Here is a 14,859-nt window from a genome sequence, read left to right as displayed (position 1 = left end):
AGCTCTCTAGCGCCGATGGTAGTTGGGACCTTGTCCCTGTGAGAGTAGGACGTCGCCAAGCAACTAAAACACGAGTCTTTGACTCGTGTTTTTTTATTTCCCATGAAATAGATTAGATTCTGATAGTAAAAATACTGAAATATAGTAAGGTATTTTTTGGGCAGAAATATTAAGGAATTGATAAATAAATGGATAATCTTCAGATCCATAACTACCAAGTAAGTCATACCACCAATCAGTTTCATACCTAGAAATCATGCTTAAATTATAGAGCAATAAGTAATGAACGAGGAGCTCAGGTAAAATGGGTTTAGAATTTCTAGGATTAGTCGTAAGTGGTAAGTAATAAGTATTAGTAAGGTACTCATAGTATAAAGGAGTACTATACATAGGATTCCACGATTGAATAGGCGCCGAAAAAAACACATTCGATTCACTATTTTTCTCAGCTACGTGTTGTATCGATAAATGTTTACAAGTTGTTTCGATGTAACGAGAAAATCGCTCTTTAGTCATATGTAATCGATCTAATATATTGACTGAAAAGGAGAGCTCATTTTTATTTGTTGAATCGATCTTATATAAAGTTGATACTTTTTGACTATAACGAAACAAATTTTGTAATTCAGGAATATTCCCCATCAGCTCTAACATATTAAACTTCTCCGCTTCTAAGTGTTTCATGTGAAACAGTTGTTCTGCAACGTGAGTAAATAATCCGTTTTTCTGTATTTTCACCTCATCTTCTAAAAATTGATACCCCTGTTTTTTTCGTTTACGAGTTGTAACGCCATGAGCTAAAACAGTAGTTGATTCTGGGTAGTTAGGATCAATAGTTAACAAGCAAGCTTTAAATAGTTGGCTAATTCCATAAAATAACAACATTGGTTGAATCGAAAAAGGGGCCGCCTTATATAATTCGTAATAATTTTTCCCGTGTTCTAAGTAGTAAATAAAGGGATAACAGTTTTCAAAACTTTTTTTTTCAGCATCTTGTATGGAGGATTTTTCATAACAACGGGCAAGATAACGTTGTACATTTTGAGATGAAAAAAAGAAACTTAATTGCTGCCAAGTACAATGTGTTTGATGCATATATTACGCTCCTTTTATTGTCTAAAAATTCTAACATATATATACGTCCTTGACAGTATTTTAACCAATTGATAAGCTACTAATAATAATTTCTGGTATCATGGGGGGAACAATTATGTGGGAATCTAAATTTGTTAAAGAAGGTTTGACTTTTGATGATGTATTACTTGTACCAGCGAGGTCAGATATATTACCAAGAGAAGTAAGTGTTAAAACAGTTTTATCTGAAAGCTTACAGCTAAACATCCCGTTAATTAGTGCAGGAATGGATACAGTAACAGAAGCTGACATGGCTATTGCAATGGCTCGCCAAGGCGGTTTAGGAATTATTCATAAGAATATGTCTATTGAGCAACAGGCAGAGCAAGTTGATAAAGTAAAGCGCTCTGAAAGCGGCGTTATTTCAGATCCTTTCTTCTTAACTCCAGAACATCAAGTATATGATGCAGAACATCTTATGGGAAAATATCGTATCTCAGGTGTACCAGTTGTAAATAATTTAGATGAGCGAAAATTAGTTGGTATTATTACCAACCGTGATATGCGTTTCATCCAAGACTACTCAATCAAAATTTCTGACGTAATGACAAAAGAACAGTTAATTACAGCTCCAGTTGGTACTACACTGGAAGAAGCTGAAAAGATCCTACAAAAGTATAAAATTGAAAAGCTCCCTCTTGTTGATAATAACGGTGTATTACAAGGGCTTATTACAATAAAAGATATTGAAAAAGTAATTGAATTCCCAAACTCTGCTAAAGATAAGCAAGGACGCTTATTAGTTGGAGCGGCTGTTGGTGTAACGGCTGATGCTATGCTTCGTATCGATGCATTAGTAAAAGCTAGCGTAGATGCAATTGTACTTGATACAGCTCATGGGCATTCTAAAGGTGTTATTGAAAAGGTAAAAGAAGTTCGTGCGAAATATCCAGCACTAAATATTATCGCTGGAAATGTTGCTACAGCTGAAGCAACGAAAGCATTAATCGAGGCTGGTGCAAACGTAGTTAAAGTTGGTATTGGACCAGGTTCTATTTGTACGACACGCGTTGTAGCTGGTGTTGGTGTACCACAATTAACAGCAGTTTATGATTGTGCAACAGAAGCTCGTAAACACGGTATTCCAGTTATTGCTGATGGCGGTGTTAAGTACTCTGGTGATATGGTTAAAGCTTTAGCAGCAGGAGCACACGTTGTTATGCTAGGTAGTATGTTTGCTGGTGTTGCTGAAAGCCCTGGAGAAACTGAAATTTACCAAGGTCGCCAATTTAAAGTATATCGTGGTATGGGTTCTGTTGGAGCGATGGAAAAAGGAAGTAAAGATCGTTACTTCCAAGAAGGAAACAAAAAACTTGTTCCAGAAGGTATTGAAGGACGCGTACCATATAAAGGACCTTTAGCAGATACAGTTCATCAATTAGTTGGTGGATTACGTGCAGGTATGGGATATTGTGGAGCACAGGATTTAGAATTCTTACGTGAGAATGCACAGTTCATTCGCATGTCAGGTGCTGGTTTACGTGAAAGCCACCCTCATCATGTACAAATTACAAAAGAGGCTCCAAACTACTCATTATAATGTCTTATATGTAAATAGATAGAGATTTGATATCTCTGTCTATTTTTTTTTGATTATGTTAGAATAACGGTTATGTGAGTACATAGATATTGGGGGTAGCAAAAGTGAAAGGTATGTTTTGCAAAAGATTCATGGCTTTGGTAACGGTGCTTACACTAGCTTGTAGCATGCTGTTACCATATAGCAATGCATCGGCTGAAACAGGAGCCGCTCTAAACATTGAAGCAGGTGCGGCAATTTTAGTAGAAGCGAATTCTGGGAAAATTTTATATCAAAAGAATGCAGATGAGTTATTATCAATTGCTAGTATGACAAAAATGATGAGTGAATATTTAGTTCATGAAGCAGTGGATAAAGGAAAACTTAAGTGGGATCAAAAGATTAAGGTTTCTGAATATGCGCATAAGATTTCACAGGATCGTTCATTATCAAATGTTCCACTAGAAAATGGTGGTTCTTATACGGTAAAAGAGTTATACGAAGCGATGGCGATTTATTCCGCTAATGGAGCAACAATTGCTCTAGGTGAAGCAGTGGCAGGAAAAGAAGTTAATTTTGTAAAGATGATGAATGATAAGGCAAAAGAGTTGGGATTGAAAAATTATAAATTTGTAAATTCTACAGGCCTAACGAACAAAGATTTAAAAGGACAGCATCCCGAAGGAACAACACCGGATGAAGAAAATAAAATGTCTGCAAGGGACGTCGCAATTTTAGCGCAACATCTTATTAAGGATTATCCCAAAACATTAGATACAGCAAAAATCCCTAAAAAAGTATTCCAAGAGGGTGGAAAATACCCGATTAATATGGATAACTGGAATTGGATGTTAAAAGGTTTAGTTAAGCAATACGATGGCGTAGACGGCCTGAAAACAGGATCAACTCCAGAAGCCGGTGATTGCTTCACTGGTACGGTTGAAAGAAACGGTATGCGTTTTATTTCTGTAGTTATTAAAACAAGTTCTCATACAGCACGTTTTGATGAAACGAAGAAGTTATATGATTATGGATTTGCTAACTTTGAAATGAAGCAAATGTATAAAAAAGATTCTTCAGTAAAAGGACAAGAAACAGTAAGAGTAGGAAATGCAAAAGATAAAGATGTAGCAGTTCAAACAAAACAAGTTGTTTCACTTCCAGTGCCAAAAGGAAGTAAAGATGTTTATAAAACAGAATTTAAAGAAGCAAGTAAGGGACAAGAAGCACCTATTAAAAAGGGTGTTGCACTTGGTCAGATGGTAATTACACCAAAAGATACGAATGACCCTGGATTTTTATCTGGTAAGTCATTACAAGTAGATCTTGTAACAACATCAGCAGTGGAAGAAGCAAACTGGTTTACTCGTTCTATGCGCGGAATCGGCTCTTTCTTTAGTGGTATATGGAATAGTGCTGTTGATACAGTAAAAGGTTGGTTTTAAAAGCTCCTCATTGTAGGAGCTTTTTCTTATTCCCATTTTTCATACCCACTTTATGAAAAAGTAGTAGACAAGCATCTGATAGTTAATGGTAGAATGTAAGAGTATTCTTAATTTTCGCCTTTAACGGGGGAAAGCAATTCACCTAGGGGGGTTTTTGTACATGACAAATGTAACAGGGACAGAACGTGTAAAACGTGGAATGGCAGAAATGCAAAAAGGCGGCGTTATTATGGACGTAGTTAACGCTGAACAAGCAAGGATTGCAGAAGAAGCAGGCGCAGTTGCCGTTATGGCATTAGAGCGTGTACCAGCAGATATTCGTGCAGCAGGTGGCGTTTCTCGTATGGCAGACCCAACGATTGTTGAAGAAGTTATGGGTGCGGTGTCAATTCCGGTTATGGCAAAATGCCGTATCGGTCATCTTGTAGAAGCACGTGTATTAGAATCATTAGGGGTAGACTATATCGATGAGAGTGAAGTATTAACTCCTGCTGATGAAGTATACCATTTAAATAAACGTGATTACACAGTTCCGTTTGTATGTGGTTGCCGTGATATCGGAGAAGCTGCACGTCGTATTGCAGAAGGTGCATCTATGCTTCGTACAAAAGGTGAGCCAGGAACAGGAAACATTGTAGAGGCAGTGCGTCATATGCGCCAAGTCAATGCAGAAATCCGTCAAGTTGCAAGTCTACGTGAAGATGAGTTAATGACATATGCAAAAAATACTGGTGCTCCTTATGAAGTACTACTTGAAATTAAACGCCTTGGTCGCTTGCCAGTTGTAAACTTTGCAGCAGGTGGTGTAGCAACACCAGCAGATGCAGCGTTAATGATGCAACTTGGTGCTGATGGTGTATTTGTTGGATCTGGTATCTTCAAATCAGAGAACCCAGAGAAATTTGCACGTGCAATCGTTGAAGCGACGACTCATTATGAAGATTACGAACTAATTGCAAGCCTTTCTAAAGGATTGGGTAATGCAATGAAAGGTGTCGAAATTTCAACGTTATTACCAGAACAACGCATGCAAGAGCGTGGATGGTAATTGAAGGAGAACTTTAAAATGGTGAAAATCGGTGTACTAGGTCTTCAAGGTGCAGTTCGTGAGCATGTAAAATCAGTTGAAGCAAGTGGTGCAGAAGCTGTTGTTGTAAAGCGTATAGAGCAACTTGAAGAGATTGATGGTCTTATTTTACCAGGCGGTGAAAGTACAACAATGCGTCGTCTTATTGATAAGTATGCTTTCATGGAACCACTTCGTACATTTGCGAAGTCTGGTAAACCAATGTTTGGTACATGTGCAGGTATGATTCTTCTTGCGAAAACACTTATTGGCTATGAAGAAGCACATATTGGTGCTATGGATATTACAGTTGAACGCAATGCGTTTGGACGCCAAAAAGATAGTTTTGAAGCCGCACTTTCAATGAAAGGTGTGGGGGAAGACTTTATTGGTGTATTTATCCGTGCTCCGTATGTTGTAGATGTTGCTGATAACGTTGAAGTACTTTCTAAGCACGGCGATCGAATGGTAGCGGTAAGACAAGATCAGTTTTTAGCTGCTTCATTCCATCCAGAATTAACGGATGATCATCGTGTGACAGCATACTTTGTCGAAATGGTAAAAGAAGCTAAAATGAAAAAAGTTGTGTAAGTAACTTGCAACTTGTATAAGATTATAGTAAATTGATGGTAACAATTTTATAAAATAAGCGTGTTGATAGGAAGTAGTAACAAATGTCGTTTCTTATAGAGAGTCGATGGTTGGTGGAAATCGATAGAAACAGTTTGTGAATCCATCCTGGAATGGAATGTGGAATATCTTTATGATTAGTAAACATTCCCGGTGAAGAGCCGTTATTTCTACTTGAGAGGAAAGTAGTAATGCTTTCAACTAGGGTGGCAACGCGGGTTAACTCCCGTCCCTTTGTATAGGGACGGGAGTTTTTTGTGTTTTATAAAATAAAAGGAGGAGTATATAATGCTTGATATTAAATTATTACGTACGAACTTTGAAGAAGTAAAAGCAAAATTGCAGCATAGAGGCGAAGATTTAACGGAGTTTGGTCGTTTTGAAGAGCTTGATACGAGAAGAAGAGAATTACTTGTTCAAACAGAAGAACTAAAAAGTAAACGTAACGAAGTGTCTCAACAAATTTCAGTATTAAAGCGTGAAAAGAAAGATGCAGAAGCTTTAATTTTAGAAATGCGTGAAGTTGGAGAAAAAGTAAAAGATCTTGATAATGAACTTCGTACAGTTGAAGAAGACTTAGAAAGATTAATGTTATCTATTCCAAATATTCCTCATGAATCTGCTCCAGTTGGTGAAACAGAGGATGATAATGTAGTAGCGCGTACTTGGGGAGAAGTGAAGGAATTTGCTTTTGAACCAAAACCACATTGGGATCTTGCTACAGATTTAGGAGTTTTAGATTTTGAGCGTGCTGGGAAAGTCACAGGAAGCCGCTTCGTATTTTACAAAGGTGCAGGCGCAAGATTAGAGCGTGCTTTAATTAGTTTTATGCTTGATCTTCATACTGACGAGCATGGATATGAAGAAGTGTTACCTCCGTATATGGTAAACCGTGCAAGTATGACAGGAACAGGACAACTTCCGAAGTTTGAAGAAGATGCATTCCGTATTGAAAGTGAAGATTACTTCTTAATTCCAACAGCAGAAGTACCTGTAACGAATATGCATCGTGATGAGATTTTAAATAAAGAGCAATTGCCTATAAGATATGCTGCATTTAGCTCTTGCTTCCGTTCTGAAGCAGGTTCAGCTGGTCGCGATACACGTGGTTTAATTCGTCAACATCAGTTCAATAAAGTAGAGCTTGTGAAGTTCGTAAAACCAGAAGATTCTTATGAAGAGTTAGAAAAATTAACAAATGATGCAGAACGCGTGTTACAATTATTAGAGTTGCCATATCGCGTTATGAGCATGTGCACAGGCGATTTAGGATTTACAGCAGCGAAGAAATACGATATTGAAGTATGGATTCCAAGCTATGGCACATATCGTGAAATTTCTTCTTGTAGTAATTTTGAAGCTTTCCAAGCGAGACGTGCAAATATCCGTTTCCGCCGTGAGCCAAACGGAAAACCAGAACATGTTCATACATTAAATGGATCTGGTCTTGCAATTGGACGTACGGTTGCAGCTATTTTAGAGAACTACCAACAAGAAGATGGTACAATTATAATTCCAGAAGTTCTTCGCCCTTATATGGGAGGAAAAACAGTTATTAAGTAAATTTAAACATTCATCGGTATGAGTGATTGGTAATTATGAGCGTTGTCAGTACTGTAATGTAGGAGGGGGAAAGTAAAATTTTCCTTTCCTCATAATTTATTTTAGTAGGGTTGACTAACTGTTTTTCTTTTGATATTATATTTGATGTCAATATGGAGGTATACCCAAGTCTGGCTGAAGGGATCGGTCTTGAAAACCGACAGGCGGCGAGAGTCGCGCGGGGGTTCGAATCCCTCTACCTCCTCCAGATATAATTGACAACAGCGCATATAAGTGGAGATTGGAGAACTCGTTACCAACACGTAACGAGTTTTTATTTTAAAACCAATCATAAAGTATGGTGTAAGGCGATTTTGTCCTTATTACACACTCATATTCCGATGATTATCTTCATAGATATGAAAGGAGTCAACATGGATCTTATTATACAAACGTTTCCTTTAGATGGAAAAACTTTATATTATGTACAATGTCCTGTCTGTAAGAACAATAGAATTTTAAACAGTGGTGCAAATGTATCGCGCATTATAAGCGATGATACATTCCGTAAACTTTGTGGTTGTACTTGTGATGTAAAGCAAGCTACGACAAAAGTAGAGGCGCCAAAAAAGGTTGAAAAACCAGCTGTAAAGAAAGAAGCAGCTCCAAAACGTACAGGTAAAGTATTAACGGCAGTGATTAACGGGAAAGAAATGACTGTTAAAGAGATTGCTGAAACATATGACATTAGTACAAGTACTGTTCGTCAGCGTATTAACGCTGGAAAACCTGAGAGTGAAATTATTGCTCCAACAAAGAAGAAGTAATTTAATAGGAAAACCCGTGCATATGCACGGGTTTTTTATTTTACAAGTTTACGTGTTTGTTTTAAGAAATGGCCAATTTTTTTAATGATTGGTTCGATTGAATCGCCATCTTTTAAAATATCGTATTCATTAATGTTTAATCGTAAAACAGGGCATGAATTGAAGTTGTTAATCCAGTTTTCGTAACGTCCGTGCATCTCTTTCCAATACTCAATTGGTGTTTGCTGCTCCATCGGGCGTCCGCGTTCTTGAATACGGTCTACAATATCATCGAAAGAACCTTCTAAGTAAATTAATAAGTCTGGATGAGGGAAGTAAGGAGTCATGACCATAGCATCAAATAAACCTTTGTATGTTTCATAATCAGTTTCCGTCATTGTACCTTTTTCATGATGCATCTTTGCGAAAATTCCAGTGTCTTCATAGATAGAACGGTCTTGAACAAAACCACCACCGTATTCAAAAATTCTCTTTTGTTCTTTAAATCGTTCTGCTAAGAAGTATACTTGCAAGTGGAAGCTCCAGCGTGTGAAATCGGCATAGAACTTGTCCAAATATGGATTAGAATCTACTTTTTCAAATGATGTGCGATAACCTAAAGCGTTAGCTAGTGCAGTTGTCATAGTTGATTTTCCGACACCTACTGTTCCAGCGATAGTAATTACTGCATCATTCGGTATATCATATTTTTGCCTTAAATTCATTATTATTTCGACTCCTTTAAGAGAGTATTTTGAAGGGCGGATAGGATGACGTTTAAATCATCGGGATTTTGTACAAAATCCATATCATCTCCGTTAAATTTCAACACTGGGATATCTGGATGGTCCTTTTTAAAAGTATCCATTGCTGTTTCGTAATCTTTTGTGAGCTGTAGTAAGTAATTTGGATCCATATTTTTTTCGAATTCTCTTCCGCGCATTGCGATTCGTTTTTGTAATGTTTCCAGGCTAGCTGTTAAATAAACGATGACATTTGGTACAGGCATATCTTGTGTAAGGATACGATAGATTTGCATGTATTTGTCATATTGAGAATCTTTTAATGTACGGGATGCGAAAATTAAATTTTTAAATATATGATAATCTGCTACTACTGGCTTCCTTTGATTCAAATACTTTATGTTAATGTCTTCTAGTTGTTTGTATCTATTACAAAGAAAGAACATCTCTGTTTGAAAACTCCATTCGTCGATGTCTTCATAGAACTTTCCTAAAAAAGGGTTTTCATCAACAATCTCTTTTAGTAAGTGGAGTTGCATGTGAGTTGAAATTTCCTTCGCAAGTGAAGTTTTTCCAACACCAATTGGTCCTTCAACCGTGATAAATGGTACTCCGGTCACGCTGTTTCCTCCTTTCAATCAGTGATTTACCGTGACTACTAAAAACACAAAACAGAATTATTGTAGCACAAGAGGGAAGCGAGCGGGTTAATTTGATATAAAAAGTTAGAAAATAGATATATGTATTAATTAATTTTTATTTGAGATGACGGTATTATATTTGCTTTCAATGTAGCTTCCATTATTTTTAAAGCATGCAGATTGTCCTGATCATTGTTAGAGGCAATGCAATCCTGTGGTACATACAGTGTATAATTTCTCATATGAGCATCGTTAGCAGTAAATAGGATACATATATTTCCGGCAACTCCTGTTAATATCAGATTTTCTATTTTTAAATAGCCCAATAAAGAATTCAAAGGCGTTTCATAAAAAGCAGAGTAATGTGGTTTAATAAAAATGTAATCATCAGAATGTGGAGCAATCTTATGAATTATATTTTCACTATACTCATTTGTACAATGAGTAATCAGTTGGTCAATATCAGATCTCCAAAGTTGATAATGGTCATTAACATAAATTATGGGATAGCCGAAGGCTTTCATTTTTTTCTTTAATTGTAAAATAGGATTTGTTATAGTTTCGCATTTTTTTGCCAGGATGGGCCCGTGGGAAAATTGAAAGTCATTAATCATATCAATAATGAGCAAAGCAGTGTTTTTCATATGTAATCCCCTCTCTTTTTCTTTTAGGGTGGATTGAATTTATAAAAGTTATCCCACGTGTAGTAAATGGAAAAAGGTTTATTTTATTTGTGATGAAAGGACTAGGTTATGGAACAAGATCAAGATATTTATTTTATGCAACTAGCGATAGAAGAGGCTAAAAAGGCAGAGGAAATACAAGAAGTACCAATTGGTGCAGTCATAGTGTTAGATGGTGAGGTAATTAGTGTCGCTCATAATTTAAGGGAAACTGAGCAACGATCAATCGCTCATGCCGAGTTGTTAGCGATTGATGAAGCTTGCAAAAAGCTAGGGACATGGCGTTTAGAAGATGCAACGTTATATGTAACCTTAGAGCCCTGTCCAATGTGTGCGGGTGGAATTGTTTTATCACGAGTGAAGCGAGTTGTATATGGTGCAAGTGATCCGAAGGGCGGATGTGCAGGAACATTAATGAATCTTTTAACAGATGAACGCTTTAATCATCAATGTGAAGTAGTCACTGGTGTATTAGAAGAAGAGTGCGGTACGTTGCTAACAAACTTTTTTAGAGAGCTTCGTAAAAAAAGAAAAGCGATAAAAAAATTAGAGAAAAGTAACGAGAATTAACGCATTTGCATTTTATAAAAAAACAAGTTATACTGATAATGCCTTTAATGAAGGCAACCGAATATTGGTTTTAACTTTGCCGTGCTAAGCGGGGAGGTAGCGGTGCCCTATACTCGCAATCCGCTCTAGCGAGGCCGAATCCCTTCTCGAGGTTATGTTGCTGTAAGGTCTGCCTTAAGTAAGTGGTGTTGACGTTTGGGTCCTGCGCAACGGGACCCCGTGAACCTTGTCAGGTCCGGAAGGAAGCAGCAATAAGCGGGTTTTCTCGTGTGCCGCAGGAGTGCCTGAACCGAGCTAACTGCTTGAGTAACGCTTATGGTACGTAATCGACAGAAGGTGCACGGCAGTTATATATGTATACAAAACTCACCTTGATACAAGGTGGGTTTTTTGTATGGAAAATAACTTTTGGAATCTATAAACAGAATGGGTTATAATATATAAGATAATAACCTTTGAGGGAGGCCGTATTTTCGTGTCATACCAAGCGTTATACCGAACATGGAGACCGCAAAAGTTCGAAGATGTAGTCGGTCAAAAGCACGTAACAAAAACGTTGCAAAATGCCCTTCTTCAAGAGAAAGTTTCACATGCTTATTTATTTTCTGGTCCGAGGGGAACAGGAAAAACGACGATTGCAAAAGTATTTGCAAAAGCAATTAACTGTGAACATGCTCCGGTAGCTGAACCTTGTAATGAATGTCCTTCTTGTTTAGGAATTACACAAGGATCTATTTCAGATGTATTAGAAATTGATGCGGCTTCAAATAACGGTGTAGATGAAATTCGAGATATAAGAGATAAAGTAAAATATGCTCCAAGTGCTGTAGAATATAAAGTATACATTATCGATGAGGTTCACATGCTTTCTATGGGTGCCTTTAATGCTCTTCTAAAAACTTTAGAAGAGCCACCAGGACATGTTATCTTTATTTTAGCGACAACAGAACCACATAAGATTCCACCTACGATTATTTCGAGATGTCAGAGATTTGAATTCCGAAAAATATCAGTAAATGATATTGTTGAGAGATTATCGACGGTTGTGACAAATGAGGGTACGCAAGTAGAAGAGGAAGCACTACAAATTGTTGCTCGTGCTGCCGAGGGTGGTATGCGTGATGCACTTAGCCTTATTGATCAGGCTATATCTTATAGTGATGATGCAGTTACGACAGAAGATGTTTTAGCTGTAACAGGCTCTGTTTCTCAGCAATATTTAGGTAACCTAGTAGAATGTATACGTGAAAATGATGTATCAAGAGCATTACGTATCATAGATGAGATGATGAGTAAAGGGAAGGATCCAGTTCGATTTATGGAAGATTTCATTTACTATTATCGTGATATGCTTTTATATCAAACTTCACCACAACTAGAACATATGTTGGAACGAGTAATTGTAGATGATCAATTCCGCATGTTAAGTGAAGAAATGCAGCCGGAAGTAATCTATGAGATTATTCATAGTCTTAGTAAAGGGCAACAAGAGATGAAGTGGACAAACCATCCACGAATTTTCTTAGAAGTTGTGATGGTACAACTGTGTCAGCAGTTTATGATGCAAGCAAACGGTGCAGATCGTTTACAAGCGGTTATGAACAGAATGCAGCAACTGGAGAAAGAATTAGAACAAGTTAAAAAGAATGGTGTACCAGCTGGCGTGCAACCTGAAGTAAGAGAGACGCGTGCAACACCAAAACCAATGCGAACGGGAAGTATGAAAATTCCTGTTGGACGTGTAAATGAAGTGTTGAAGCAGGCGAAGCGTCAAGAATTAGAACAATTGAAAGCCGTATGGGGTGAGTTGTTAGGAAGACTCAAATCGTATAACAAAGTGGCATTTGCTGTTTTATTAGAAAATAGTGAGCCAGTAGCGGCTTCAGATGATACTTATGTGTTAGCATTTCAATATGAGATTCATTGTAAAATGGCGAGTGAAAATCGTGAAGCGATGGATACGCTGGAACAAATTCTTTTTGAATTGCTAAGTAAAAAGTTAAATATGATTGCTATCCCGAAAAGTGAATGGGGTAAAATTCGTGAGGACTTTTTACAACGCGAAGGCGGGGATTCTGAAGAAAGCCCAGAGCAAAAAGAAGATCCTCTCATAGAAGAAGCAGTAAAATTAGTAGGGCAAGAACTTATTGAAATAAAAGAATAACTATTATTAGGAGGAATTAAATATGATGCGTGGCGGAATGGGAAATATGAATAACATGATGAAACAAATGCAAAAGATGCAAAAAGACATGGCAAAAGCACAGGAAGAGCTTGGTGAAAAAACGGTTGAAGGTACAGCTGGCGGTGGAATGGTTTCTGTAATTGCAAATGGCCATAAGCAAGTTCTTGAAGTGAAAATTAAAGAAGAAGTTGTAGATCCAGAAGATATCGAAATGTTACAAGATCTAGTGCTAGCTGCAACGAACGATGCACTTAAAAAGGTTGATGAACTTTCAAATTCTACAATGGGTAAATTTACAAAAGGCTTAAACTTACCAGGTGGAATGTTCTAGGAGGATATTGATATATGCATTATCCAGAACCAATATCAAAATTAATCGATAGTTTTATGAAATTGCCAGGAATCGGACCGAAAACAGCGGTTCGATTGGCATTTTTCGTATTAGATATGAAAGAAGACGATGTGTTAGGTTTTGCGAAAGCACTTGTGAATGCGAAGCGAGATCTAGCGTATTGTTCTGTATGCGGACATATTACTGACCGTGATCCTTGTTATATTTGTGATGATTCACATCGAGATCAAACGGTTGTCTGTGTCGTGCAAGAACCGAAAGATGTGATCGCGATGGAAAAAATGAAAGAGTATCAAGGTGTATATCATGTGTTACGTGGTGCGATTTCCCCGATGGAGGGAATTGGACCGGAAGACATTAATATCCCGCAACTCTTAAAGCGACTGCACGATGAAACGGTACAAGAAGTGATATTGGCAACAAACCCTAACATTGAAGGGGAAGCTACAGCGATGTATATATCCCGCCTCTTAAAGCCGACAGGTATTAAAGTAACTCGTATTGCACATGGTCTACCAGTTGGTGGAGATTTAGAATATGCAGATGAAGTAACTCTGTCAAAAGCGCTAGAAGGCCGCAGAGAAGTATAAGAGGAGAAACAAAAATGTTCTTTCAAAAAAAGGGTAAATTGCGTAAAGAGTATGACGATAAGTTAATTGTACTATTAGAAAAAGTAAAGAATGAATGGTTACGTCAAAAGAGAATGGTTGAACAAAGTGTTGAGCCGTCTCCAGATGTAATTTGTTCTTTGAAAATAGCGGAGGCGAAATATTTCTTCTTGTTAAAAGAAGCGAAGCGTCGCCCTGTAAAAATGGAACAATGGTAAAAGGTTCTGCTTAAAAAGCAGAACCTTTTATTTTTTATTTGTTAAAGTAGAGGGGGTATTTCGTTTTAAAAGGATCGTTGAGGATTCTGATGGGTTTGTATGAAGAAAATGTTGCTGCGTAAAAGTTATCACGATGGGCCGACTGGAGTTATAGGATAAACGTTCTTTTTTATCGTCTTGTCCCATACATATAGATATGTATAGGTCATTCATAAGGAGGGAGAAAATGAATTCTACAATTGTTATTGTTGGTATTCTTACTCTAGTTTTTATTTTTCTTGTTTTTGGTATTTCTTCAAAGCCGTTACGTTTTATAGGAAAAGCGCTTTTTCATGTTACTTTGGGAATAGCATTACTCTTTATCGTAAATGTTATAGGAACATATTTTGATTTTCATATTCCAATTAACTTGGGTACAGCAGCAATCACAAGTTTATTAGGTCTACCCGGTGTTGCTGCATTAGTGGTTATTAAGCTTTATATCATGCCAAGATAAAATTATTTTGGCATTTTTTTAAAAAGTGTTGACGAACAAATGATTAATATGATAAATTAATAAGCGTCGTCAGGAACGAAAGAAAAAAGTTGTTGACAGATTTAACGCAAAATGTTAAATTATAAAAGTCGCTGAAACGCGATGTTGAACTTTGAAAACTAAACGAAACAAACAACGTGAAACGTCAATTTTTATTTTTAGATGCTAGACAAACTAACTTT

16 protein-coding genes, 1 tRNA gene, 1 other RNA gene and 1 other annotated feature are annotated in these 14,859 nt (G+C 37.1%); of the genes, 14 read left to right on the top strand and 4 right to left on the bottom strand.

All coding sequences use genetic code 11. From position 1 onward, the window contains the following. Window positions 1–93 precede the first annotated feature (93 nt). The gene (locus tag JDS98_RS29400) at window positions 94–1,095 is read right to left on the bottom strand and encodes a YaaC family protein (protein ID WP_000554256.1); all 1,002 of its coding nucleotides are present in this window, start codon (window positions 1,093–1,095) and stop codon (window positions 94–96) included. A gap of 115 nt (window positions 1,096–1,210) precedes the next feature. Here JDS98_RS29400 and guaB point away from each other — a divergent pair, with 115 nt between their 5' ends. The 7 genes from guaB (at window position 1,211) to JDS98_RS29365 (ending at window position 8,163) form a co-directional block, all read left to right on the top strand. Next, window positions 1,211–2,674 carry an IMP dehydrogenase gene (gene guaB / locus JDS98_RS29395; protein WP_000264091.1) on the top strand — a complete coding sequence of 488 codons (1,464 nt, stop codon included), beginning with the start codon at window positions 1,211–1,213 and terminating at the stop codon, window positions 2,672–2,674. 113 nt (window positions 2,675–2,787) lie between these two features. Continuing rightward, complete coding sequence (locus JDS98_RS29390) at window positions 2,788–4,098, top strand: serine hydrolase (RefSeq protein ID WP_141546120.1); 1,311 nt, start codon at window positions 2,788–2,790, stop codon at window positions 4,096–4,098. Window positions 4,099–4,258: 160 nt separating this feature from the next. Next, window positions 4,259–5,146, top strand: coding sequence for a pyridoxal 5'-phosphate synthase lyase subunit PdxS (gene pdxS / locus JDS98_RS29385; RefSeq protein ID WP_000186168.1), 888 nt, complete (start codon window positions 4,259–4,261; stop codon window positions 5,144–5,146). 18 nt (window positions 5,147–5,164) lie between these two features. Further along, complete coding sequence (pdxT, locus tag JDS98_RS29380) at window positions 5,165–5,755, top strand: pyridoxal 5'-phosphate synthase glutaminase subunit PdxT (RefSeq protein WP_000238789.1); 591 nt, start codon at window positions 5,165–5,167, stop codon at window positions 5,753–5,755. A 54-nt stretch (window positions 5,756–5,809) separates the two neighbouring features. Then, window positions 5,810–6,031, top strand: a binding site (T-box leader). Between the two features lie 51 nt (window positions 6,032–6,082). Beyond that, on the top strand, window positions 6,083–7,357 hold the full coding sequence (gene serS / locus JDS98_RS29375) for a serine--tRNA ligase (protein WP_000884202.1): 1,275 nt from the start codon (window positions 6,083–6,085) through the stop codon (window positions 7,355–7,357). Window positions 7,358–7,511: 154 nt separating this feature from the next. Next, window positions 7,512–7,604, top strand: a tRNA-Ser gene (locus JDS98_RS29370). Window positions 7,605–7,770: 166 nt separating this feature from the next. Beyond that, window positions 7,771–8,163 carry a sigma factor-like helix-turn-helix DNA-binding protein gene (locus JDS98_RS29365; protein WP_000364197.1) on the top strand — a complete coding sequence of 131 codons (393 nt, stop codon included), beginning with the start codon at window positions 7,771–7,773 and terminating at the stop codon, window positions 8,161–8,163. A 35-nt stretch (window positions 8,164–8,198) separates the two neighbouring features. Here the strand turns inward: JDS98_RS29365 and JDS98_RS29360 are convergent, their stop codons facing one another. The 3 genes from JDS98_RS29360 to JDS98_RS29350 all read right to left on the bottom strand — a co-directional run bounded on the left by JDS98_RS29360 (window position 8,199) and on the right by JDS98_RS29350 (window position 10,170). Beyond that, window positions 8,199–8,867, bottom strand: coding sequence for a deoxynucleoside kinase (locus tag JDS98_RS29360; protein WP_001053585.1), 669 nt, complete (start codon window positions 8,865–8,867; stop codon window positions 8,199–8,201). A gap of 2 nt (window positions 8,868–8,869) precedes the next feature. After that, window positions 8,870–9,505 carry a deoxynucleoside kinase gene (locus tag JDS98_RS29355; protein ID WP_000148219.1) on the bottom strand — a complete coding sequence of 212 codons (636 nt, stop codon included), beginning with the start codon at window positions 9,503–9,505 and terminating at the stop codon, window positions 8,870–8,872. Window positions 9,506–9,630: 125 nt separating this feature from the next. After that, window positions 9,631–10,170, bottom strand: coding sequence for a cysteine hydrolase family protein (locus tag JDS98_RS29350; RefSeq protein WP_097958877.1), 540 nt, complete (start codon window positions 10,168–10,170; stop codon window positions 9,631–9,633). Between the two features lie 108 nt (window positions 10,171–10,278). Between JDS98_RS29350 and tadA the strand changes: the two genes are divergently transcribed. From tadA to JDS98_RS29315, 7 genes are all read left to right on the top strand, one after another. Continuing rightward, window positions 10,279–10,779, top strand: coding sequence for a tRNA adenosine(34) deaminase TadA (gene tadA, locus JDS98_RS29345; protein WP_000434333.1), 501 nt, complete (start codon window positions 10,279–10,281; stop codon window positions 10,777–10,779). Window positions 10,780–10,858: 79 nt separating this feature from the next. Then, window positions 10,859–11,123: signal recognition particle sRNA large type (gene ffs / locus JDS98_RS29340), an RNA gene on the top strand. Between the two features lie 131 nt (window positions 11,124–11,254). Next, entirely contained in the window at window positions 11,255–12,943 is a 1,689-nt protein-coding gene (gene dnaX / locus JDS98_RS29335; RefSeq protein WP_000121584.1) for a DNA polymerase III subunit gamma/tau, read from the top strand. 25 nt (window positions 12,944–12,968) lie between these two features. Beyond that, a complete protein-coding gene (locus tag JDS98_RS29330) occupies window positions 12,969–13,295 on the top strand; it encodes a YbaB/EbfC family nucleoid-associated protein (RefSeq protein ID WP_170957726.1) in 327 nt (108 codons plus the stop codon). Window positions 13,296–13,309: 14 nt separating this feature from the next. After that, window positions 13,310–13,906 carry a recombination protein RecR gene (gene recR / locus JDS98_RS29325; RefSeq protein ID WP_000559167.1) on the top strand — a complete coding sequence of 199 codons (597 nt, stop codon included), beginning with the start codon at window positions 13,310–13,312 and terminating at the stop codon, window positions 13,904–13,906. Window positions 13,907–13,920: 14 nt separating this feature from the next. Continuing rightward, window positions 13,921–14,142 (top strand): YaaL family protein, encoded by a 222-nt coding sequence (locus JDS98_RS29320; RefSeq protein ID WP_000466018.1) that lies wholly within the window; start codon window positions 13,921–13,923, stop codon window positions 14,140–14,142. Window positions 14,143–14,368: 226 nt separating this feature from the next. Next, entirely contained in the window at window positions 14,369–14,638 is a 270-nt protein-coding gene (locus tag JDS98_RS29315; protein WP_199634617.1) for a pro-sigmaK processing inhibitor BofA family protein, read from the top strand. Window positions 14,639–14,859 lie beyond the last annotated feature (221 nt).

Source organism: Bacillus cereus group sp. N11, from assembly GCF_016483605.1.
Classification (GTDB): Bacteria; Bacillota; Bacilli; order Bacillales; family Bacillaceae_G; genus Bacillus_A; species Bacillus_A toyonensis.
This window is presented reverse-complemented; position numbering and strand designations above follow the sequence as displayed.

Bases quoted from the DNA above. Each gene is read 5' to 3' on its own strand.
- JDS98_RS29400 (WP_000554256.1), bottom strand. From the start codon at position 1,095: ATGCATCAAACACATTGTACTTGGCAGCAATTAAGTTTCTTTTTTTCA.
- guaB (WP_000264091.1), top strand. From the start codon at position 1,211: ATGTGGGAATCTAAATTTGTTAAAGAAGGTTTGACTTTTGATGATGTA.
- JDS98_RS29390 (WP_141546120.1), top strand. From the start codon at position 2,788: ATGTTTTGCAAAAGATTCATGGCTTTGGTAACGGTGCTTACACTAGCT.
- pdxS (WP_000186168.1), top strand. From the start codon at position 4,259: ATGACAAATGTAACAGGGACAGAACGTGTAAAACGTGGAATGGCAGAA.
- pdxT (WP_000238789.1), top strand. From the start codon at position 5,165: ATGGTGAAAATCGGTGTACTAGGTCTTCAAGGTGCAGTTCGTGAGCAT.
- serS (WP_000884202.1), top strand. From the start codon at position 6,083: ATGCTTGATATTAAATTATTACGTACGAACTTTGAAGAAGTAAAAGCA.
- JDS98_RS29365 (WP_000364197.1), top strand. From the start codon at position 7,771: ATGGATCTTATTATACAAACGTTTCCTTTAGATGGAAAAACTTTATAT.
- JDS98_RS29360 (WP_001053585.1), bottom strand. From the start codon at position 8,867: ATGAATTTAAGGCAAAAATATGATATACCGAATGATGCAGTAATTACT.
- JDS98_RS29350 (WP_097958877.1), bottom strand. From the start codon at position 10,170: ATGAAAAACACTGCTTTGCTCATTATTGATATGATTAATGACTTTCAA.
- tadA (WP_000434333.1), top strand. From the start codon at position 10,279: ATGGAACAAGATCAAGATATTTATTTTATGCAACTAGCGATAGAAGAG.
- JDS98_RS29330 (WP_170957726.1), top strand. From the start codon at position 12,969: ATGCGTGGCGGAATGGGAAATATGAATAACATGATGAAACAAATGCAA.
- recR (WP_000559167.1), top strand. From the start codon at position 13,310: ATGCATTATCCAGAACCAATATCAAAATTAATCGATAGTTTTATGAAA.
- JDS98_RS29320 (WP_000466018.1), top strand. From the start codon at position 13,921: ATGTTCTTTCAAAAAAAGGGTAAATTGCGTAAAGAGTATGACGATAAG.
- JDS98_RS29315 (WP_199634617.1), top strand. From the start codon at position 14,369: ATGAATTCTACAATTGTTATTGTTGGTATTCTTACTCTAGTTTTTATT.